Here is a 24824-nt window from a genome sequence, read left to right on the forward strand (position 1 = left end):
TGAGGGGCCGCGTCTGGTGAACATGTACGGGATCACCGAGACGACCGTGCACGTGACCTTCCAGGAACTGGCCCGCGATGGCGGATCCGGCTCTGTCATCGGTCTGGGTCTTCCCGGGCTGCGGGTGTTCGTGTTGGACAACCGGTTGCAGCCGGTGCCGGTCGGCGTGGCCGGCGAGATGTACGTCTCCGGACCCCAGCTCGCCCGGGGCTATCTCGGCCGGCCGGGGCTGACGTCGGGCCGGTTCGTGGCCAACCCGTTCCAGGACGGTGGCTCACGGCTTTACCGCAGCGGCGATGTGGCGCGCTGGACCTCTGATGGCGTGTTGGAGTTCGTCGGCCGTGCCGACGAGCAGGTCAAGATCCGGGGCTTCCGGATCGAGCTCGGTGAGATCGAGGCCGTGGTCCTGGACCACGCGTCGGTGTCGCAGGCTGCTGTCCTGGTCCGCGAGGACACTCCGGGAGACAAGCGTCTCGTCGCCTACGTCGTCGCCACGGATCCGGACGAATCGCAGCCGCCGACCGACCTGCCGACCGACCCGCCGACCGACCCGCCGACCGACCTGCCGACCGACCCGCCGACCGACCTGCCGTCGTCCGTGAAGGCCTCGGCCGCCGAGCGCCTGCCCGAATACATGGTCCCCTCGGCGGTGGTGGTCCTGGAGGCCCTGCCACTGACCGTGAACGGCAAGCTGGATCGCAAGGCTCTGCCGGCACCGGACTACGCCGCGAACTCGACCGGCCGCGCCCCGACCACGGCCGCGGAAGAGGCCCTCTGCTCGGTGTTCGCCGAGGTCCTCGGCCTGGAGCGGGTCGGGGTGGACGACAACTTCTTCGAGCTCGGCGGCCACTCGTTGCTCGCGGTGCGCCTCGTGAGCCGCATCCGCTCGGTGTTCGACGTCGAGCTGACGCTGCGGACGGTGTTCGAGGCGCCGACGGTCGTGGACCTGGCCGGGCGGCTGGCCGGGGCCGGAGCGGCCCGGGTCGCGCTCGCGCCCTGGGCACGCCCGGAGCGGATCCCGCTGTCCTACGCCCAGGAGCGGCTGTGGTTCCTCGAACAGCTGGCTTTGTCGAGGTCGATGTACAACGTCCCCATCGTGGTCCGGGTGAACGGGCTGGACACGGCTGCCATGGCCGCCGCGTTCCGGGACGTGCTGGAACGCCACGAGATGCTGCGCACGGTCTTCCCGGCCTGGGACGGCCGGCCGTACCAGGCCGTCATCCCGATGCCGGACCTGGACTGGGAGATGTCGACCGCCGAGGTGGCCGAGGCGGACCTGCCCGAGGCGATCACCCAGGCGGTCTGGCAGCCGTTCGACCTCGCGACCGAGATCCCGCTGCGGGTGCGGCTCCTCGAGGCCGGACCGGGCGACTTCGTGATGGTCGTGGTGGTGCACCACATCGCGACGGACGGCTGGTCCATGGGCCCGCTGGCGCGGGACGTGTCGGTGGCGTACGCGGCACGGTCGCAGGGTTCTGCGCCAGTCTGGGAGCCGCTGCCGGTGCAATACGCGGACTACTCGCTGTGGCAGCGTGAACTGCTGGGTTCCGAGGACGATCCGGACAGCGTGCAGTCCCGCCAGATCGCGTACTGGCGCGAGGCGCTGGCCGGAGCGCCCGAGGAGCTGGAGCTGCCCCGGGACCACGCACGGCCGGAGGTTGCCGACCACCGGGGCCACACGGCTCGTCTGGCGGTGCCCGCCGAGGTCCACGCCGATCTGGCGGAGCTGGTCCGGAGCCGCGGCGTGACGCTGTTCATGGTGATGCAGGCCGCGCTGGCCCTGCTGCTTTCCAAGCTGGGTGCGGGCACTGACATCCCCATCGGTTCGCCGGTGGCCGGCCGTACCGATGAGGCCCTCGACGACCTGATCGGCTTCTTCGTCAACACCCTGGTTCTGCGTACCGACGTCTCCGGCGACCCGACCTTCGAGCAGCTGCTGGAGCAGGTCCGCGAGGTGACGCTGTCGGCGATGGCGAACCAGGACGTCCCGTTCGAGCGCCTGGTGGAGGCGCTGTCCCCGACCCGGTCGCTGGCGCGGCATCCGCTGTTCCAGGTGATGCTCGTCGTGCAGAACAACGAGGCCGGCAAGCTGGAGCTGCCGGGCCTGGAGGCCTCCGGGATGCCCGCGGGCGAGCCCGCGGCGCGCCTGGACCTGGAACTGAGCATCACCGAGACCTTCGACGAGGCCGGGAACCCGGCGGGACTGCGGGGTTCGGTGACGGCCGCGGCCGACCTGGCCGACGCGCAGAGCGCGGAGGTGCTGGCGGATCGGTTCGTGCGGGTCTTGACGGCGGTCGCCGCGGAACCGCGGCTGCGGACCGGGCAAGTCGATGTGCTCGGCTCCGTGGAGCGCCGGCGAGTTGTGGAGGAGTGGAACGGCACAGCGGTGGAGGTGCCGTTCGCGTCGCTGGCGGCGCTGTTTGCCGAGCAGGTCGCGTCGAACCCGGACTCGATCGCGGTGGTGTGTGAGGACTCTGCTGTCACCTATCGCGAGGTGGATGCTCGGGCTGCTCGTCTCGCGCGGCATCTCGCGGGTCTCGGTGTGGGGCCGGAGCGCGTGGTGGGCGTGTGCCAGGAGCGGTCGGTGGAGATGGTGGTCTGTCTGCTGGCTGTGCTGAAGGCCGGCGGTGCGTACCTGCCGTTGGACCCGGAGTATCCGGCCGACCGTCTCGGGTTCGTGGTTCAGGACGCCGGCGCGGTGTGTGTGCTGACGAGCGAAGCGCTCAGGGCTGTGCTGCCGGCCTCGGACGACGTCCCGATCGTGGTGCTGGACGAGTTGCCGTCGCAGCCAGAGGCGGATGGTTCGCTGTTCGAGGACGTCGCCGTCCTGCCTTCGCATCCGGCGTATGCGATCTTCACGTCGGGGTCGACGGGGCGCCCGAAGGGCGTGATGGTTCCGCAGGCAGGCGTGGTGAACCGCTTGCAGTGGATGCAGGGGCAGTACGGTCTGACCTCCGCGGATCGGGTGGTGCAGAAGACGCCGTTCGGGTTCGACGTGTCGGTGTGGGAGTTCTTCTGGCCCCTGATCTCGGGCGCGGGCCTGGTCATGGCTCGGCCCGGCGGTCACCGCGACCCGGGGTATCTGGCGGGTCTGATGCGCCGTGAGCACGTGTCGGTGGCGCACTTCGTGCCGTCGATGCTGGAGGTGTTCCTGCGGGAGCCGGCGGCTGCGGACTGCTCCGGACTCCGCTGGGTGTTCTGCTCCGGCGAGGCGTTGCCGGGATCGGTGCGGGACCGTTTTGCCGAAGTCGTCGGGGCGCCTTTGCTGAACTTGTACGGGCCGACCGAAGCCTCCGTTGATGTGACCGCCTCTCGGTGTGCTTATGACGACGGTCCGGTGTGGATCGGTCGGCCGGTGTGGAACACGCAGGTGTTCGTACTGGACGCGGCCCTCAACCCGGTCGCGCCGGGCGTGGCCGGTGAGCTGTATCTGGCCGGCGTGCAGCTGGCGCGCGGCTATGCCGGGCGTAGCGGGCTGACGGCGGAACGCTTCGTGGCGAACCCGTTCGACCCGGGTACCCGGATGTATCGGACCGGGGACGTGGTGCGCTGGGGTTCCGGCGGCCTGGAGTACCTGGGCCGCGCCGACGACCAGGTGAAGATCCGCGGCTTCCGGATCGAACTCGGCGAGATCGAGTCGGTCGTCTCGGATTCCCCGCTGGTGTCACAGGCTGCTGTCATCGCCCGGGAGGACGTCCCCGGCGACAAGCGCCTGGTCGCCTATGTCGTCTCCGCCGACGGTGGGACACCAGATGGCGATCTGGCCGCCGCGGTCCGCGCGACTGCTGCTGAACGGCTGCCGGAGTACATGGTTCCCTCGGCCGTCGTGGTGCTGGACGCCCTTCCGCTGTCGGTGAACGGGAAGCTGGATCGCAAGGCTCTGCCGGCGCCCGACTACGCGGCGAACTCGACTGGTCGTGCTCCGTCCACGGTGGTGGAGGAGGTCCTGTGTTCGGTCTTCGCCGAGGTGCTGGGTCTGGAGCGGGTCGGCGTCGATGACAACTTCTTCGAGCTCGGCGGGCATTCGCTGCTGGCCGTGACTCTCCTGGAGCGCCTCGCCAACCGTGGGGTCTCGGCCAGCGTCAGGGCCCTGTTCGCCTCGCCGACCCCGGCCGGGATCGCGGCCGTGGCCGGTGTGCCGCAAGTGAAGGTGCCGCCGAACCGGATCCCGGTGGACGCGCAAGAGATCACCCCGGACATGGTCACGCTCGTCGACCTGTCGCAGGCCGAGATCGATCTGATCGTCGCGAAGGCATCCGGCGGCGCGGCGAACATCGCCGACATCTATCCGCTGGCCCCGCTTCAGGAAGGCATGTTCTTCCACCACCTGCTCGCCCAGGACGCCGGCACCGCGGACGTGTACATCCAGCCGCTGGTGGTCCAGTTCGACTCCCGCGATCGCCTGGACACGATGCTGGCGGCGCTCCAGCAGGTGGTGGACCGTCACGACATCTACCGCACCGCCGTCATCTGGGAAGGCCTGCCCGAACCGGTCCAGGTCGTCAGCCGACGCGCGGACCTGCCGGTCATGCAGACCGTTCTCGATGACGGCGGGGACTGCGACGCGATCGCCCAGCTGCTCGCGGCGGCCGGGCCGAGCATGGACCTGGACCGGGCTCCGTTGCTGCGGGTGGTCACCGCTCGCGATCTGGGGACCGACCAGTGGCTCGTGCTGATCCAGATCCACCATCTCCTGCAAGACCACACCAGCCACGACGTCCTGATGGAGGAGCTCGCGGCGATCCTGCGCGGCGAGGGCCATCTGCTGCCCGCGGCACGGCCGTTCCGGGACTTCGTGGCGCACGCCCGGCTCGGCGTCTCCCGCGAGGAGCACAGCCGGTTCTTCGCGGAACTGCTCGGCGGCGTGACGGAGCCGACCGCACCGTTCGGCCTGCTGGACATCCACGGCGACGGCGAGGACGTCGAAGAGGTCGAACTCGCTGTCGCCGACGCGCTCGCCGGCCGGATCCGGGAGCAGGCCCGGGTCCTCGGGGTGTCGGCGGCGACGCTGTTCCACGTGGCGTGGGCCCGGGTTCTGGCGTCCGTGTCCGGGCGGGACGACGTGGTGTTCGGCACCGTGCTGTTCGGCCGGATGAACGCCGGCGAAGGCGCGGACCGCGTCCCCGGACCGTTCATGAACACGCTGCCGGTGCGGGTCGAGGTCGGCGCGTCGAGCGTCGGGGCAGCGGTCGCCGGGATGCAGTCGCAGCTTGCTGATCTGCTCGTCCACGAGCACGCGCCGTTGGCGGTCGCGCAGCAGGCCAGTGGTGTGGTCGCGCCGGCTCCGCTGTTCACCTCGATCCTGAACTTCCGCCACAGCCACCGCAACACCGACAACGGCCACGAGCCGAGCGCGGACACCCAGGTCAAGGGCATCCGCACCGTCTACGCGCGGGAGCGCACCAACTACCCGCTGAGCGTGACGGTCGACGACGTCGGCACCGGGTTCGTCATCGGCGTGGCCGTCACGGCGCCGGTCGGCCCCGAGCAGGTCTCGGCGCTGCTGCACACCGCGGTGGATGGTCTGCTCGACGCGCTGGAACAGGCTCCTGACACGTCCCTCGTCGCCGTCGCGACCCTCGCCGGCGCCGATCGCTCCCAGGTGTTGGAGGCCTGGAACGACACGGCGGTCCCGGTGACGTGGGCCCTGGTGCCCGAGCAGTTCGCCGAGCGGGTAGCCGAGTGTCCCGAGGCCGCGGCCGTGGTGTGTGGGGATATCGCAGTCAGCTATGGCGAACTCGACGCCCGCGCGAACCGCCTCGGCCGTCATCTGCGCAGTGTCGGCGTCGGACCGGAGTCGGTCGTGGCGCTGCGGATGCCGCGCGGCGTCGAGATGGTGGTGGCGATTCTGGGCGTGTGGAAGGCGGGGGGCGCCTATCTCCCGCTGGATCCGGACTATCCGGCCGAGCGCCTGGAATTCATGATCGCCGATGCTGCTCCGGCCTGCGTCCTGACGGCTGATGCCGTCGCCGGCGCGGTGGCGGATCAGAGTCTGTCCTCGGCTCCGTTGGAGGCTTTGCCGCGGTCCGCTGATGCTTTGGCCTATGTGATCTACACGTCGGGGTCGACGGGCCGGCCGAAGGGCGTACAGATCACGCACGGCGGTCTGGCGAACTACGTGGTGTGGGCCGCGGGCGCGTACGGCGCGTCGGGGCAGCGCTCCGCGGTACTGCATTCCTCGTTGGCCTTCGACCTGACGGTGACGAGCGTGTTCGTGCCGTTGGTGTCGGGCTCGGCGGTGACCGTGGACGCCGTCGGCGGGGTGGAGGGCCTGGCCGGAGTGCTGGCCCGCGGCGGCGGATTCGGTGTCCTGAAGGTGGTTCCGGGACACCTGCCGCTGCTGGGCGCTTCGGTTCCGGCCTCGGGACTGGCGGCGGCGGCGCGAACCATGGTGGTCGGCGGCGAGGCGCTGCCGGGCTCGGTGGTGCGTGATTGGCTGGCGGCCTCTCCGCGGTCGGTGGTGGTCAACGAGTACGGGCCGACGGAGACCGTGGTCGGCTGTTGCGTGTACTTGGTCGGCACCGGCGACGAGGTGCCGGACTCGGTGCCGATCGGCCGTCCGATCGCGAACATGCGCATGTACGTGCTCGATGGCGGGTTGCTCCCGGTACCGCCGGGCGCGGTCGGGGAGCTCTACATCGCCGGTGCGCAGATGGCCCGCGGCTACGGAGGCCGTCCCGGACTGACCGCCGGCCGCTTCGTGGCAGACCCCTTCGAGGCCTCGGCGCGGATGTATCGGACCGGTGACCTGGCGCGATGGTCGGCCGAAGGGGTGCTGGAGTTCCTGGGCCGGGCCGACGACCAGGTGAAGGTCCGCGGATTCCGGATCGAGCCGGGGGAGATCGAGGCGGTTCTGGCCGACCTGGAGCCGGTGTCGCAGGCCGCTGTCATCGCCCGCGAGGACAGCCCCGGGGACAAGCGCCTGGTCGCCTACATCGTCCCGGCCGACCCGGGCCAGGAGGACTGGGACGATCTCCTCACCGGTCTGCCGGCCCACATCAAGGCCTCGGCGGCCGAGCGGCTGCCCGAGTACATGGTCCCGTCGGCGGTGGTCGTCCTGGACGCCCTCCCGCTCACCGTGAACGGGAAGCTCGATCGCAGAGCCCTGCCGGCACCCGACTACGGCGCGATGTCGACCGGGCGTGCCCCGTCCACTCCGTTGGAAGAGGCTTTGGCCTCGCTGTTCGCCGAAGTGCTCGGACTGGAGCGGGTCGGCGCCGACGACGACTTCTTCGCCCTCGGCGGGCACTCGCTCCTGGCGACCAGGCTGGTCGGCCGGATCCGCTCGCAGCTGGGCGTCGAGATGGGGATCCGGGCGGTGTTCGAGAAGCCGACCGTGGCCGGCCTGGCAGAGCGGCTGGCCGCGCCGAAGGAGACCGCGGTGAAGAAGGCCAGGCCGGCGCTGCGTCCGCGCCGTGGGAATGGAGAATTCTGATGATCCCGTTGTCGTTCGCTCAGCGTCGCCTGTGGTTCCTGGACCAGTTCGACGGTCCTGGCTCCTCCTACGTGAACCCGGTCGTGGTGCGGCTGTCCGGGGAACTGGACGCCGCCGCGCTCACCGCGGCGTTCCGCGACCTCCTGCTCCGGCACGAGGCGCTGCGCACGGTGTTCCCGTCCGACGGCGGCGAACCGTATCAGTCGGTGCTCCCCGCCGAGGAGATCGCGGCGTGGGACCTTCCCGTCGCCGCCGTCACCGAGGCGGAGCTGCCCGGGGAGCTGGTGGCCGCCGTGGAGCAGCCCTTCGACCTGGCGTCGCAGGTCCCGCTGCGGGCGCGGCTGTTCCGCCTCGGTCCGCAGGAGCACGTCCTGGCGCTCACCGTGCACCACATCGCGACCGATGGCTGGTCGATGGGTCCGTTGGCCCGGGACGTCTCCCTCGCCTACGCGGCGCGGTGCCAAGGGGAGGCGCCGCAGTGGGAGCCGCTCCCGGTGCAGTACGCGGACTACGCGCTCTGGCAGCGGGAGGTCCTCGGGTCCGAGGACGATCCCGAGAGCGTCATCTGGCAGCAGGTCGCCTACTGGCGGGACGCGCTCGCCGGCGCACCGGAGGAACTGGTCCTGCCCGTCGACCATCCGCGTCCGCCGGTCAGCGGATATCAGGGCCACACCGCCGAGCTGCGCATCCCGGCCGAAGCCCATGAGCGGCTCGCGGCGCTGGCGCTCCGCCGGGGCGTGACGCTGTTCATGGTGGTGCAGGCGGCTTTGGCGGTGACGCTGTCGAAGCTGGGTGCGGGTACTGACATACCCATCGGTTCGGCGATCGCCGGTCGGACGGACGATGCGCTCGACGATCTGATCGGCTTCTTCGTCAACACCCTGGTTCTGCGCACCGACGTCTCCGGCGACCCGACGTTCGAGCAGCTGCTCCAGCGCGTGCGCGAGGCGAGCCTGTCCGCCCTGGAGAACCAGGACGTGCCGTTCGAGCGCCTGGTCGAGCTGCTGTCCCCGGCCCGGTCGATGTCGCGCCACCCGCTCTTCCAGGTGATGCTCACCGTCCAGAACACGGCGGGTGGCGTGCTGGAGCTGCCCGGCCTGAAGGCTTCCGGCATAGCCGGCGCCGACCCGGCGGCCCGGTTCGACCTGGACGTCACGGTCGGGGAGCTGTTCGGCGCGGACGGCCGGCCCGGCGGCCTGCTCGGCGAGGTGACGATGGCCGCCGACCTGTTCGATCCGCAGAGCGCTGAGACGTTCGCGGAGCGGTTCGCGCGCGTGCTCGACGCGATGGCCCAGGACCCCTCGTCGCTGGTGAGCGCCGTGGAGGTGATGGACGCCGACGAGCGTGAAACGGTCCTGCGGTCCTGGAACGACACCGCGGTCGCCGTGCCTGCCGCGGAGGGCGTGCACGCGCTCATCGCCGCGCACGCGGGGCACACCCCAGATTCGGCGGCAGTGCTCTGCGATGACACGGTCCTCACCTATGGCGAGCTGAACGCAAGAGCCAACCGTCTTGCGCGCCACCTGGTCGGCCTCGGAGTCGGACCGGAAAGCATGGTCGGGCTGTGCATGCCTCGCGGTCCCGAACTCATCGTCTCGCTTCTGGCCGTACTCAAGGCCGGGGGCGCGTACCTTTCGCTGGACCCTGATTATCCGGCCGAGCGGATCGCCGCGATGGTCGAGGACGCCCGTCCGGCGTGCGTGGTGGTCGCGGACGGCTCGCAGCCGGCGTCGTCCGCGATCGGCGACGTCCCGCGGGTGACCCTCGACGCCGATCTGGCGGATCGGTTGGCGGTGCTGAGCCCCGAGGACCTGACGAACGAAGACCGGTCTGCTCCTGTGCTCCCGTCGCATCCGGCGTACGTCATCTACACGTCCGGATCGACCGGTCGCCCCAAGGGCGTGGTGATCCAGCACCACGGGTTCGTGAACCTGGCGAAGGCGGTCGCCGGGCGCTTCGGCCTGGCGCCCGGGCACCGCATGGCGCAGTTCGCGTCGGCGGGCTTCGACCAGTTCTGCTCGGACTGGACCGCGGTGCTCACGGCGGGCGCGACCATGGTCGTCGTGCCCTCGGACCGGCGGTTGGGCCCCGATCTGGTCGCGCTGCTGGCCGAGCAGCAGGCCACGCACGTGCCGATGCCGCCGGCGGTGCTGGCTGACGTCGAGCCCGGCGCCATCGGCGACGGCGTCCTGCTGGACGTCGGCGGCGAAGCCTGCCCGCCGGAGGTCATGGCCCGCTGGGCGTCCGGCCGCGTGATGTTCAACTCCTACGGCCCGACCGAGTCCACGGTCGATGCGCTGGTCTGGCGCTGCCGTGCGGAGTCCCCGGAGGTCCTGATCGGCTCGCCGCTGCCGAACACCCGCGCGTACGTCCTCGACGACGCCCTGCACCCGGTGCCGGCCGGCGTGGCCGGGGAGCTCTACATCGCCGGCGTCCAGCTGGCGCGCGGCTATCTGGGCCGCCCGGGCCTGAGCGCGGAGCGGTTCGTGGCCAACCCCTTCGAACCGGGCACCCGGATGTACCGGACCGGGGACGTGGCGCGCTGGACCGCCGACGGCGAGGTGGCGTTCGCCGGCCGGGCCGACGACCAGGTGAAGATCCGCGGGTTCCGGATCGAGCCGGGTGAGGTCGAGTCGGTCGTGGCCGCCCATCCTTCGGTGGACCGCGTCGTCGTGGTGGCCAGGGAGGACGTGCCGGGGGACAAGCGTCTTGTCGCCTATGTCGTTCCGGCTGGCAGTTCTGAGCCGCCTGCCGACATGCCCGCTGACATGCCCGCCGACATGCCTGCCGATCTGCCGGCGGCGGTGCGGACCTACGCCGCCGAGCATCTGCCCGAGTACATGGTCCCGGCTGCCGTCTTGCTGCTGGACGCTCTTCCGTTGACGGTCAACGGGAAACTGGATCGCAAAGCCCTGCCGGCCCCCGACTACGCGGCGTCGGCCTCGACGGACCGGGCACCGGCCACGGTCGTCGAGGAAGTCCTGTGTTCGGTGTTCGCCGACGTCCTGGGCCTGGCCCGGGTCGGCGTCCACGACGACTTCTTCACGGTGGGCGGCCATTCGCTGCTGGCGACCCGGCTGGCGAGCCGCATCCGTTCGGTGTTCGACGCCGAACTGTCGGTCCGCGCTGTCTTCGAGTCCCCGACCCCGGCCGGTCTGGCCCGGCGCCTGACGCTGGCCGGCCCGGCCCGCACAGGGCTCTCGGCCCGCGTGCGGCCCGAGCACGTGCCGCTGTCGTTCGCCCAGCGGCGGCTGTGGTTCCTGGGACAGCTCGAAGGCCCCAGCGCGACCTACAACCTGCCGACCGCGCTGCGGTTGACGGGCGAGCTGGACTCCTTGGCGCTGGAGGCGGCGCTGCGGGACGTCGTGGCACGGCACGAGGTGCTGCGCACCGTGTTCCCGATGGCTGAGGGCCAGCCGTATCAGCACGTCCTGTCCCCGGAGGAGCTGGACTGGGCGCTGCCAATCGTGGCGGCCGGCGAGAGCGACCTGTCCGAACTGGTGGTGGCGGAGGCGAACCATGTCTTCGATCTGACCGCCGAGGCGCCGGTGCGGGCGCGGTTGTTCGTCGTCGGCCCGGCGGAGCACGTGCTCGTCCTGGTGGTGCACCACATCGCCACGGACGGCTGGTCGATGGGCCCGCTGGCGCGGGACGTCTCCGAGGCGTACGCCGCGCGCTGTCGCGGTGAGGCGCCGGTGTGGGCGCCGTTGCCGGTGCAGTACGCGGACTACGCGCTGTGGCAACGGGAACTGCTGGGGTCGGAGGAGGACCCGGACAGTCTGGTGTCCGGTCAGGTGGGGTATTGGCGGGAGGCTCTGGCGGGGATTCCGGAGGAGCTGGCGCTGCCGACGGATCGTCCGCGTCCGGCGGTCGCCAGCCATCGCGGCCACACCGCCGGCGCGTTCGTGCCGGCCGAGGTGCACCGGCGGCTGGCCGAGATCGCCCGGGACCGGGGCATGACGCTGTTCATGGTGGTGCAGGCGGCTTTGGCGGTGACGCTGTCGAAGCTGGGTGCGGGTGCTGACATACCGATCGGTTCGGCGATCGCCGGCCGGACGGATGAGGCCCTCGACGACCTGATCGGCTTCTTTGTCAATACCCTGGTTCTGCGCACCGACGTCTCCGGCGACCCGACCTTCGAAGAGTTGCTGCAGCGGGTCCGGGAGACGAGCCTGTCGGCGTTCGCCAACCAGGACGTCCCGTTCGAACGGCTCGTCGAAGTCCTGTCCCCGGCTCGGTCCATGGCCAGGCATCCGCTGTTCCAGGTGATGCTGGTCCTGCAGAACACCGAGGCCGGGGTGCTGGAGCTCCCGGGTCTGCGGGCGTCGGGGTTGGCGTCGGGCGAGTTGGCGGCGCGGTTCGACGTGGAGGTGGGGGTCGGAGAGGTCTTCGACGCCGCCGGCGCTCCCGCGGGGTTGCATGCCGGTGTGACCGCTGCGGCGGATCTGTTCGATGTGGACAGCGCGGAGGCCTTGGCACAACGCCTGGTGCGGGTGCTGACGGCGGTGGCCGAGGACCCGGGGACGCGGCTCGGTCGGGTCGAGGTGCTGGACGACGCCGAGCGTCGTCAGGTGGTGCTGGAGTGGAACGACACGGCGGTGGAGGTGCCGTTCGCGTCGCTGGCGGCGCTGTTCGCCGAGCAGGTCGCGTCGGATCCGGACTCGGTCGCGGTGGTGTGTGAGGGCACTGCTGTCACCTACCGCGAGATGAATGCCCGGGCTGGTCGTCTGGCGCGGCATCTGGTCGGCCTGGGTGTCGGCCCGGAGTCGGTGGTCGGGGTGTGCCTGGAGCGGTCGGTGGAGATGGTGATCGCGCTGCTGGCCGTGGTGAAGGCCGGAGGTGCGTACCTGCCGCTGGATCCGGAGTATCCGAGCGACCGCCTCGGGTTCATGGTCCAGGACGCCGGTCCGGTGTGCGTGGTGACGACGTCGGCGTTTGCCGGTTCCGTGCCGGTCGGGGACGTGCCGCTGGTGGTGCTCGATGAAGCGGACCTGTTCGAGGGCGGGTCTGCGACGCCGTTCGAGGATGTCGCCGTCCTGCCTTCGCATCCGGCGTATGTGATTTTCACGTCGGGGTCGACGGGGCGTCCGAAGGGGGTGATGGTTCCGCAGGCCGGTGTGGTGAATCGTCTGCTGTGGATGCAGGGGCAGTATGGGCTGACTGCCGCGGATCGGGTGGTGCAGAAGACGCCGTTCGGGTTCGACGTGTCGGTGTGGGAGTTCTTCTGGCCGTTGATTTCGGGTGCCGGCATTGTGGTGGCTCGCCCCGGAGGCCATCGTGATCCCGCATATCTGGCCGACCTGATGCGCCGCGAGCAAGTCTCTGTGGCGCACTTCGTGCCGTCGATGCTGGAGGTGTTCCTGCGCGAACCTGCGGCTGCAAACTGCGCCGATCTGCGCTGGGTGTTCTGCTCCGGTGAAGCGCTGCCGCCGCTGGTGCGGGACTGTTTCGCCGAGGTGGTCGGGGCGCCGCTGCTGAACTTGTACGGGCCGACCGAGGCGTCCATCGACGTGACCGCTTCCCGCTGCGTGTCGGACGACGGTCCGGTGTGGATCGGGCGGCCGGTGTGGAACACGCAGGTGTTCGTGCTTGACGGTTCGCTCAATCCGGTGCCGCCTGGGGTGGCCGGTGAGCTGTATCTGGCCGGTGTCCAGTTGGCCCGCGGCTATGTGGGGCGTCCAGGGCTGACCGCTGAGCGGTTCGTGGCCGACCCCTTCGACGCGTCGTCGCGGATGTACCGGACCGGCGACGTGGTGCGCTGGGGTTCGGGCGGCCTGGAGTATCTGGGGCGCGCCGATGACCAGGTGAAGATCCGCGGCTTCCGCATCGAACTCGGCGAGATCGAGACCGTGGTGGCCGGGCACGATCTGGTGTCGCAGGCAGCTGTCGTGGTCTGGGAGGACGTGCCGGGCGACAAGCGTCTGGTGGCCTACATCGTCGCCACCGACCCGTCCGACGAGGGCCTGTCGGCCGGGCTGCCGTCCGCGGTGAAGGCACTGGCCGCAGCGTCTCTTCCGGAGTACATGGTTCCCTCGGCGGTGGTGGTGCTGGATGCGCTGCCGTTGTCGGTGAACGGGAAGCTGGATCGCAAGGCTCTGCCGGCGCCCGACTATGCGGCGAACTCGAGTGGTCGGGCTCCGTCCACGGTGGTGGAGGAAGTCCTGTGTTCGGTGTTCGCCGAGGTTCTTGGTCTGGAGCGGGTCGGGGTCGATGACAACTTCTTCGAGCTCGGCGGGCACTCGCTGCTGGCGGTGACGCTCCTGGAGCGTCTGGCCAAGCGCGGTGTCTCGGCAAGTGTCAGGGCTCTGTTCTCCTCGCCGACTCCGGCCGGGATCGCGGCCGTGGCTGGAATCCCGCAAGTGGTGGTGCCGCCGAACCGCATCCCCGCCGAGGCCACCGCCATCACCCCGGACATGGTCACGCTCGTCGACCTCACCCAGGCCGAGCTGGACCTGATCGTGGCCAAGGTGCCCGGCGGCGCGGCGAACGTCGCCGACATCTATCCCCTGGCTCCGTTGCAGGAGGGCATGTTCTTCCATCACCTGATGGCGCAGGACGCCGGCGGCGCGGACGTGTACATCCAGCCGCTGGTGGTCCAGTTCGACTCCCGTGATCGCCTGGACGCGATGCTGTCGGCGTTGCAGCAGGTGGTGGACCGTCACGACATCTACCGCACCGCCGTCATGTGGGAAGGCCTGCCCGAGCCGGTCCAGGTCGTCAGCCGCCAGGCCGTCGTTCCCGTCACCGAACTCGCCCCGGACGGCGATGCCGATGCCGACGCCGACCCGACAGCCCGGCTCCAGGCCATGGCCGGCGCGCACATGGACCTGGACCGGGCCCCGCTGATCCGGGTGTCCGTCGCCGAGGAGCCGGGCACGGGACGTTGGTCGGCGCTGCTCCAGATGCACCACATGCAGCAGGACCACACCGGTCAGGAGATCCTGCTGGACGAGATCTCGACGATCCTGCGTGGCGACGCCGACCGGCTGCCGAAGCCGTTGCCGTTCCGCGACTTCGTCGGGAACGCACGCCTGGGAGTCTCTCGTGAGGAGCACAGCCGGTTCTTCGCGGAACTGTTGGGCGACGTGACCGAGACGACCGCGCCGTTCGGTCTGCTGGACGTGCACGGTGACGGATCGGCAGTGGCGCGGACCCGAGCGCTGGTGGATCACGAACTGGCCGGCCGGATCCGGGAGCAGGCCCGGGCTCTCGGGGTGTCGGCGGCGACGTTGTTCCACGTCGCGTGGGCTCGGGTGCTGGCGTCGGTGTCGGGTCGTGAGGACGTCGTCTTCGGGACGGTGCTGTTCGGCCGCATGAACGCCGGCGAGGGCGCGGATCGAGTGCCCGGTCCGTTCATGAACACCCTGCCGGTGCGCGTTCAGGTCGGCGGGTCGAACGTGGCGGCTGCGGTCGCCGGGATGCAGTCGCAGCTTGCTGATCTGCTCGTCCACGAGCATGCGCCGTTGGCGGTGGCGCAGCAGGCCAGCGGTGTGGTCGCGCCGGCCCCGCTGTTCACCTCGATCCTGAACTTCCGCCACAGCCGACCGGCCGCCGACCGGAGCCAGGCCGAGGCCGACGGCAGTCTGCGCGGCATCCGGACCGTCTACGCCCACAACCGCACCAACTATCCGCTCAGCGTGGCGATCGACGACCTGGGCCAGGCGTTCGCGATCACGGTCGACGCGGTGACGCCGGTGGATGCGAAGCAGGTGTCCAGCCTGGTGGGCACGGCGATGCGGGAGCTGGTGTTCGCGCTGGAGCAGGCACCCGACATGCCGCTCGGCGTGGTGCCGGTGTTGGACGACGTCGAGTTGGATCGGCTCCTGTGCGACTGGAATGACACGGCGACCGTGGTGCAGCCGGCCCTGGTGCCGGAGCTGATCGCGGATCGGGCGTCGCAGCATCCGGATGCGGTGGCGTTGGTGTCGGCGGACACGGTGTTGACCTACGGGGAGCTGGAAGCCTCCGCAGCTCGTGTGGCGAGCTATTTGATCGGCGTCGGTGTGGGACCGGAGTCGCTGGTCGGGGTGCGGATGCCGCGCGGTGTTGACGCGGTGGTGGCGTTGCTCGGTGTGTGGATGGCCGGTGGTGCGTACCTTCCGCTGGATCCGGAGTATCCGACGGACCGTCTGGATTACATGGTCGCTGATGCCGGTCCGGTGTGTGTGCTCACACCGGAAGTTGTCGCCGAAGTGCTCTCGCAGCCAGATTTGATCTCGCCCCTGCCGGTGTTGTCGATGAGCGCTGGCCAGGTGGCGTATGTGATCTACACATCGGGTTCGACCGGGCGTCCGAAGGGTGTGCAGGTCACGCATGGTGGCTTGGCGAACTATGTGGGCTGGTGTCGGCAGGCCTATCCGGAGATCGGTATCAGCAGTCTGTTGCATGCCTCGTTGTCGTTTGACGCTGGCGTGACGGGCCTGTTCGGCGGTTTGACCTCTGGCGGCCGGGTGGTCGTTGCAGGTCTGGACGAGGATCTGCCGCATTTGCTGGGTGGTGAGCGTCTTGGGTTCGTGAAGGCGACCCCCAGCCACCTGCCGGTGCTGGAGACTCTGCCTGCTGTGGCGCCTGCCGGCCGGTTGATGGTTGGTGGCGAGGCGCTGACGGCACAGGCTCTGGAGCGGTGGCGCGCCTGGTCTGACGGCGTTCCGGTCGTGAACCACTACGGCCCGACCGAGGTCACGGTCGGCTGCGTGGACTACCGAACCGGTGTCAGCGAAGGCGTCGGCGACCGGACAGTGCCGATCGGATCGCCGATGGCCAACGTCCAGGTGTATGTGCTCGACGGGTTCCTGCGTCCCGTTCCGGCAGGCGTGGCCGGCGAACTCTACGTTGCCGGTGCGCAGTTGGCGCGCGGCTATCTGGGTCGGGCTGGTCTGACTGCGGAGCGGTTCGTGGCGTGTCCGTTCGAGTTCGAGTCGCGGATGTACCGCACCGGGGATGTGGCGCGGTGGTCCAGCGACGGGTTGCTGGAGTTCGTGGGCCGTGCCGATGAGCAGGTGAAGATCCGTGGCTTCCGGATCGAACTCGGTGAGATCGAAGCCGTGGTCGCCGGCCATGAAGCCGTCTCCCAGTCCGTGGTTCTGGTCCGCGAGGACCAGCCGGGGGACAAGCGCCTGGTCTCCTATGTCGTCCCGATTGACGGCGACCGGTCTCCGGAGGAACTAACCGCCTCGGTGAAGGACTCGGTCGCCGACCGTCTGCCGGACTACATGGTTCCCTCGGCGGTGGTGGTGCTGGATGCGTTGCCGCTGACGGTGAACGGCAAGCTTGATCGCAGGGCCCTGCCTGCCCCGGATTACGCGTCCTCGGGGTCGGCGTCTTCGGGTCGGGGTCCGTCCTCGGTGGTTGAGGAGATCTTGTGTTCGGTGTTTGCCGAGGTGCTGGGTTTGGACCGTGTCGGGGTCGATGATGACTTCTTCGCGCTTGGCGGGCATTCGTTGCTGGCGGTGCGTCTGGTCAGTCGGGTCCGTTCGGTCTTCGACGTCGAGGTGTCGGTGCGGTCGGTGTTCGAGTCCCCGACGGTTGCCGCTCTGGCGGGCCGGTTGGCTCTGGCCGGTCCGGCGCGCATGGGGCTTGTGGCGCGGACGCGTCCGGACCAGGTGCCGCTGTCCTTCGCCCAGCAACGACTCTGGTTCCTGGACCGGCTCCAAGGTCCGAGCACCACCTACGTGAACACCGTCGCAGTCCGCCTGACTGGCGAGCTGAACACCGACGCGCTGGAGTCGGCGCTGCGAGACCTGCTCGATCGACACGAGGTGTTGCGGACCGTCTTCCCGATGGCGGACGGCCAGCCGTACCAGGCCGTCGTCCCGATGCGGGACCTGGACTGGCGGCTGCCGATCCGGGCCGTCGCCGAGGACGGGCTGTTCGACGCGGTGGCCGAGGCGGCGAACCAGGTCTTCGACCTGACTGTCGAAGTGCCGGTGCGCGCGCGGCTGTTCGTGGTCGGCCCCACGGAGCATGTCCTCGTCCTGGCGGTCCACCACATCGCCACGGACGGCTGGTCGATGGGCCCGCTGGCCCGCGACGTGTCCGAGGCCTATGCCGCCCGATGCCAGGGCGAGGCCCCGGCTTGGCAGCCGCTGCCGGTGCAGTATGCGGACTACGCGCTGTGGCAGCGCGAACTCCTGGGCTCCGAAGACGATCCGGCCGGCCTCCTGTCTCAGGAGATCGACTATTGGCGACAGGCTCTGGCGGGGATTCCGGAGGAGTTGGCGCTGCCGACGGATCATGCGCGTCCGGCGGTGGCCGGCCATCGTGGTCACACGGCTGGCGCGGTCGTCCCGCCCGAGGTGCATCAGCGGCTGGCCGAGATCGCCCGGGACCGAGGCGTGACGCTGTTCATGGTGGTTCAGGCCGCCCTGGCGATCACCCTCTCCAAGCTGGGCGCGGGTACTGACATCCCCATCGGATCGCCGGTGGCCGGCCGCACCGACGAAGCCCTCGATGATCTGATCGGGTTCTTCGTCAACACTCTGGTTCTGCGTACCGACGTCTCCGGCGACCCGACCTTCGCCGAACTGCTCGATCGCGTCCGGGAGACGGGCTTGTCGGCGTTCGCCAACCAGGACGTGCCGTTCGAGCGCCTGGTCGAGGCGCTGTCCCCGGCCCGCTCCATGGCTCGCCACCCCCTGTTCCAAGTGCTGCTGACTCTCCAGAACACCGAGGCCGGGGTGCTGGAACTGCCGGGTCTGCGGGCGTCGGGGTTGGCGTCCGGGGAGTTGGCGGCGCGTTTCGACCTGGAGGTCGGCGTCGGTGAGGTCTTCGACGCCGCCGGTGTTCCCGCCGGATTGCATACCTCAGTGACCGCTGCGGCGGATCTGTTCGACGCGGAGAGCGCCGAGCTGCTGGCGCGGCGTCTGGTCCGGGTGCTGACGGCGGTCGGTGCGGATCCCGCGCTGCGGCTGAGCCAGGTCGCGGTCTTGACCGACGCCGAGGCGGACCAGGTCCTTCGAGAGTGGAACGACACGGCGGTCGAGGTGCCGTTCGCGTCATTGGCGGAGTTGTTCGCCGAGCAGGTGTCGCAGCGTCCGGACGCGATAGCCATCGTGTGTGAGGACTCTGCTGTCACCTACGGCCGGCTGGATGCTTGGGCGAGCGGTTTGGCCCGGCGCTTGGTCGGGCTGGGTGTCGGTCCGGAGTCGGTGGTCGGGGTGTGCCTGGAGCGGTCGGTGGAGATGGTGGTGTCTCTGCTGGCCGTGCAGAAGGCCGGCGGCGCCTATCTTCCGTTGGACCCCGAGCATCCGGCGGAGCGTCTCGGATACATGGTCGCCGATGCCGACGCGGTGTGTGTGCTGACGGTCGAGGCGCTCAGGGGCGTCCTGCCGGCCTCGGACGACGTCCCGGTGGTGGTGCTCGACGGTTTCGCTGGTTCGGATGCGGCGTCGTTGACGGTTCCGGTGATGTCTTCGCATCCGGCGTATGTGATTTTCACGTCGGGGTCGACGGGGCGTCCGAAGGGGGTGATGGTTCCGCAGGCCGGTGTGGTGAATCGTCTGCTGTGGATGCAGGGGCAGTATGGGCTGACCGCCTCGGATCGGGTGGTGCAGAAGACGCCGTTCGGGTTCGACGTGTCGGTGTGGGAGTTCTTCTGGCCGTTGATCGCGGGTGCCGGCATTGTGGTCGCCCGCCCCGGAGGCCATCGGGATCCCGGGTATCTGGCCGATCTGATGCGCCGCGAGCAGGTGTCGGTGGCGCACTTTGTGCCGTCGATGCTGGAGGTGTTCCTGCGGGAGCCCGCAGCCGCGGACTGCTCCGGACTTCGCTGGGTGTTCTGCTCCGGCGAGGCGCTGCCGCCGCTGGTGCGGGACTGTTTCGCCGAGGTGGTCGGGGCGCCGCTGCTGAACTTGTACGGGCCGACCGAGGCGTCCATCGACGTGACCGCTTCCCGCTGCGTGTCGGACGACGGTCCGGTGTGGATCGGGCGGCCGGTGTGGAACACGCAGGTGTTCGTGCTTGACGGTTCGCTCAATCCGGTGCCGCCTGGGGTGGCCGGTGAGCTGTATCTGGCCGGTGTCCAGTTGGCCCGTGGCTATGTGGGGCGTCCGGGGCTGACCGCTGAGCGGTTCGTGGCCAATCCCTTCGACGCGTCGTCGCGGATGTACCGGACCGGCGACGTGGTGCGATGGACCTCGGGTGCTCTGGAGTACCTGGGCCGCGCCGACGATCAAGTGAAGATCCGCGGGTTCCGGATCGAACTCGGCGAGATCGAGTCGGTCATCGCGGCGTCCCCGCTGGTGTCGCAGGCTGCTGTCATCGCGCGCCAAGACGTCCCGGGCGACAAGCGCCTGGTCGCCTACGTCGTCCCGACGGACGGCGAGACATCGACCGCCGATCTGGTCGCGGTCCTGCGTGTTTCCGCTGCTGAGCGGCTGCCGGAGTACATGGTCCCGTCGGCCGTCGTGGTGCTTGACGTCCTTCCGTTGTCGGTGAATGGCAAGCTGGACCGCAAGGCTCTGCCGGCGCCCGACTATGCGGCGAACTCGAGTGGTCGGGCTCCGTCCACGGTGGTGGAGGAGGTGCTGTGTTCGGTCTTCGCCGAGGTGTTGGGCCTGGAGCGGGTCGGGGTCGATGACAACTTCTTCGAACTCGGCGGCCACTCCCTCCTGGCCGTCTCGCTCGTCGAACGACTGCGGGCACGCGGCGTCTCGGTGAGCGTCAGGGCCCTGTTCGGCACCCCGACCCCGGCGGGTATCGCGTCGGTGGCCGGCGGGCCGCAGGTGGTCGTGCCGCCGAACGGGATCCCTGCCGACGCCGCGGCGATCACCCCGGACATGGTGACCCTGATCGACCTCACCCAGGCCGAGATCGACCGCATCGTGGTGCAGGTGCCCGGGGGCGCGGCGAATGTCGCCGATATCTATCCCCTGGCTCCGTTGCAGGAAGGCATGTTCTTCCACCACCTGATGGCCGAGGACGACGGCGACGCCTATGTGCAGCCGATGGTCGTCGAGTTCGACTCCCGTGATCGCCTGAATGCGATGCTGTCGGCGTTGCAGCAGGTGGTGGACCGCCACGACATCTACCGCACCGCCGTCATGTGGGAAGGCCTGCCCGAACCGGTCCAAGTCGTCAGCAGGCGCGCGGAGCTGCCGGTGGTCGAGACGGTCCTCGACCCCGACTCCGGCACTGACCCCGACTCCGGCACTGATCCCGACTCCGGCACCGACGAGGTCGCGCAGCTGCTGGCCTCGGCGGGACCGCGCATGAGCCTGGACCGCGCACCGCTGATCCGGGTGTCGGTGGCCGAGAAGCCCGCAGCCCCAGGACGCTGGCTGGCGCTGCTGCAGATGCACCACATGCAGCAGGACCACACCAGTCAGGAGGTCGTCCTGGAGGAGCTCGCGGCGATCCTGCGCGGCGAGGGGCATCTGCTGCCGGCCGCACGGCCGTTCCGGGACTTCGTCGCGCACGCCCGACTCGGCGTCCCGCGCGAGGAGCACGCCCGGTTCTTCGCCGAGCTGTTGGGCGACGTGACCGAGACGACCGCGCCGTTCGGCTTGCTGGACGTGCACGGCGACGGGTCTGCGGTGGTCCGCACCCGCGTGCCGCTGGACGATGATCTCGCAGCCCGGGTTCGGGAGCAGGCACGGCTGTCGGGGGTGTCGGCGGCGACGTTGTTCCATGTGGCGTGGGCTCGGGTGCTGGCGTCGGTGTCGGGCCGCGAGGACGTGGTGTTCGGCACGGTGTTGTTCGGCCGGATGAATGCCGGTGCGGGCGCGGATCGAGTGCCGGGTCCGTTCATGAACACCTTGCCGGTGCGGGTCCGGGTCGGCGGGTCGAATGTGGCGGCTGCGGTCGCCGGGATGCAGTCGCAGCTTGCTGATCTGCTGGTCCACGAGCATGCGCCGTTGGCGGTGGCGCAGCAGGCCAGCGGTGTGGTCGCACCGGCTCCGCTGTTCACCTCGATCCTGAACTTCCGCCACAACCACCGGGACCTCGACGACATCCCCGACCCGAGCCAGGACGCGCAGGTCCGGGGCATCCGCACGGTCTACTCCCACAACCGCACCAACTACCCGCTCGGCATAGCGGTCGACGATCTCGGACAGGGCTTCGGAATCACGGTCGATGCCATCGCCCCGGTGGATTCGGAGCAAGTCGCCGGTCTGGTCGGGACGGCGATGCGGGAGTTGGTGTCCGCGCTGGAGCAGGCTCCTGACACGCCGCTCGGTGTCGTGCCCGTGGTGGACGACGCCGAGCTGACCCGGGTCCTGCGGGAGTGGAACGACACGGTGGCCGTGGTGCCGTCGGCATCGGTGCCGGAGCTGATCGCGGACCAGGCGTCGCAGCATCCGGATGCGGTGGCGCTGGTGTCGACGGACGCCGTGCTGACCTACGGAGAGCTGGAAGCCTCCGCCGCGCGTGTGGCGGGCTACTTGATCGCCGCCGGTGTGGGACCGGAGTCGCTGGTCGGGGTGCGGATGCCGCGCGGCGTCGATGCGGTGGTCGCGCTGCTGGCGGTGTGGAAGGCCGGCGGCGCCTACCTTCCGCTGGATCCGGAGTATCCGGCGGACCGGCTGGAGTTCATGATTCAGGACGCGGGGCCGGTGTGCGTGCTGACGCCGGAGGTGATGGCGGAGGCTTTGGCGTGGCCGGACCCGGTGACGCCGATGCAGGTGCTCGCTGAGCATGTGGCCTATGTGATTTACACATCGGGTTCGACGGGTCGTCCCAAGGGTGTGCAGGTCACGCACGGCGGCTTGGCGAACTATGTCGCGTGGTGCCGGCAGGCGTATCCCGAAGTCGGTGCCAGCAGTCTGTTGCACGCCTCGCTGTCGTTCGACGCCGGTGTGACGGGTCTGTTCGGTGGTTTGACCTCTGGCGGCCGGGTGGTGGTCGCCGGGCTGGATGAGGATCTGCCGTGTCTGCTGGGTGGTGGGCGTCTGGGGTTCGTGAAGGCGACCCCGAGCCACCTGCCGGTGCTGGAGACTCTGCCTGCTGTGGCGCCTTCCGGCCGGTTGATGGTTGGCGGGGAGGCGTTGACGGCGCAGGGTTTGGAGCGGTGGCGCGCCTGGTCTGACGGCGTTCCGGTGGTGAACCACTACGGCCCGACCGAGGTCACGGTCGGCTGTGTCGACTACCAGACCACCACCGGCGAGGACGGCGTCGTCCCGATCGGGACACCGATGGCCAACGTGCGGGTGTATGTGCTCGATGGTTTCCTGCGGCCGGTTCCGGCAGGTGTTGCCGGGGAGCTCTACGTCTCTGGTGCGCAGTTGGCACGTGGCTACCTTGGCCGGGCAGCTCTGACCGCAGAGCGGTTCGTGGCGTGTCCGTTCGAGTTCGAGTCTCGGATGTACCGCACAGGGGACGTCGCGCGCTGGACCGCCGACGGCCAGTTGGAATTCGTCGGCCGCGCCGATGAGCAGGTGAAGATCCGCGGCTTCCGGATCGAACTCGGTGAGATCGAAGCCGCCCTGGCCGGGCATGCGCTGGTGTCTCAGGCCGTGGTGGTGGTTCGTGAGGATCAGCCGGGGGACAAGCGGCTGGTCGCCTACGTCATCCCGGCCGACAGCAGCGATGGAGACATTGCTGCCTCGGTGAAGGCGTCGCTTGCTGAGCGTCTTCCCGACTACATGGTTCCCTCGGCGGTGGTGGTGCTGGATGCGTTGCCGCTGACGGTGAACGGCAAGCTTGATCGCAGGGCCCTGCCTATACCGGATTTCGCGTCCTCGGGGTCGGCGTCTTCGGGTCGGGGTCCGTCCTCGGTGGTGGAGGAGATCCTGTGTTCGGTGTTCGCCGAGGTGCTGGGTTTGGACCGTGTCGGGGTCGATGATGGCTTCTTCGTGCTCGGCGGGCATTCGTTGCTGGCGGTGCGTCTGGTCAGTCGGGTTCGTTCGGTGTTCGACGTCGAGGTGTCGGTGCGGTCGGTGTTCGAGTCCCCAACGGTTGCTGCCTTGGCGGGCCGGCTGGCTCTGGCCGGTCCGGCGCGCATGGGGCTTGCGGCGCGGACGCGTCCGGACCAGGTGCCGCTGTCCTTCGCCCAACAACGACTCTGGTTCCTGGACCGGCTCCAAGGTCCGAGCACCACCTACGTGAACACCGTCGCAGTCCGCCTGGCAGGCGACCTGGATGCCGGTGCCCTGCAAGCGGCGCTGCGCGACGTCCTCGGACGTCACGAAGTCCTGCGCACGGTCTTCCCGGCCGTGGACGGCGTCCCGCATCAGCAGGTGATATCGGCGGACGCCCTGGACTGGACGCTGCCCGTGCTTCAGGTCTCCGAGGCCGAGGTCTCCGCGGCGATCCAGGAGGCGGCGCGCCAGGTCTTCGACCTGACGACCGAGATCCCCATCCGGGCACGCCTGTTCAAGACCGGCGTCGATCACCACGCGCTGCTGGTGGTCGTCCATCACATCGCCACGGACGGCTGGTCGATGGCCCCGCTGGCCCGCGACGTGTCCGAGGCCTATGCCGCCCGATGCCAGGGCGAGGCCCCGGTGTGGCAGCCGCTGCCGGTGCAGTACGCGGATTACGCGCTGTGGCAACGGGAACTGCTCGGCTCGGAGGAAGACGCCGGCAGCCTGCTGTCCCAGCAGCTGGCGTACTGGCAGGACACCCTTGCGGGGATCCCCGAGGAACTGGCGCTGCCGACGGACCATCCGCGTCCGCCGGCGGCGGACCACCGCGGCCACACGTTCGGACTGGACGTGCCCGCCGACGTCCACGCCCGCCTGGCCGACATCGCCAAAGACCAGGGCGTGACGCTGTTCATGGTGGTGCAGGCGGCGCTGGCTATGACGCTCTCGAAGCTCGGCGCGGGCACCGACATCCCCATCGGCACGCCGATCGCCGGCCGCACCGACGAAGCGCTGGACGACCTCGTCGGCTTCTTCGTCAACAACCTGGTCCTGCGGACCGACCTCACCGGCGACCCGACCTTCGCCGAGCTGCTGGACCGCGTCCGCGAGACCGGCTTGTCGGCGTTCGCCAACCAGGACGTGCCGTTCGAGCGCCTGGTCGAGGCACTGTCCCCGGCCCGCTCCATGGCTCGCCACCCCCTGTTCCAGGTGCTGCTGACCTTCCAGAACACCGAGGCCGGCGTGCTGGAACTGCCGGGCCTGCGGGCGTCCGGCGTGGCGGCGGGGGAGTCCTCGGCCAGGTTCGACGTGCGGGTGACCGCCGGCGAGACCTTCGACGCGGCCGGCGCCCCGGCGGGGCTGCGGACGGCCGTCACCGTCGCCGCGGCGCTGTTCGAGCCGCAGAGCGCTGAGATGATCACCCGACGTCTGATGCGCGTGCTGGCAGCGGTCTCGGACGATCCCGGGCTGCGGCTCGGCCAGGTGGACGTGCTGGACGCCGGGGAGCGGCAGCGCGTGGTCGTCGAGTGGAACGACACGGCGGCTGTCGTGTCGTCGGCGCTGGTGCCGGAGCTGATCGCGCATCG

Annotated in this window: 1 protein-coding gene and 1 pseudogene (both cut by a window edge); both read left to right on the plus strand. The window is 69.9% G+C overall.

Going from position 1 to position 24824, the window contains the following annotated elements:
* Positions 1–7435, plus strand: partial view of a non-ribosomal peptide synthase/polyketide synthase gene (locus ABIA35_RS23025; RefSeq protein WP_370359256.1) — the final stretch only. It extends 24785 nt beyond the left edge of the window; the window shows 7435 of its 32220 coding nt (coding positions 24786–32220); its start codon lies off the left edge, out of view; its stop codon occupies positions 7433–7435.
* Positions 7435–24824: pseudogene (locus tag ABIA35_RS23030) on the plus strand (non-ribosomal peptide synthase/polyketide synthase) (its annotated part continues 4525 nt past the right edge of the window); the annotation flags it as partial. The gene ABIA35_RS23025 and the pseudogene ABIA35_RS23030, both read left to right, overlap by 1 nt.

The sequence above is a fragment of the Catenulispora sp. MAP12-49 genome (genome assembly GCF_041262705.1).
Taxonomy (GTDB): domain Bacteria; phylum Actinomycetota; class Actinomycetes; order Streptomycetales; family Catenulisporaceae; genus Catenulispora.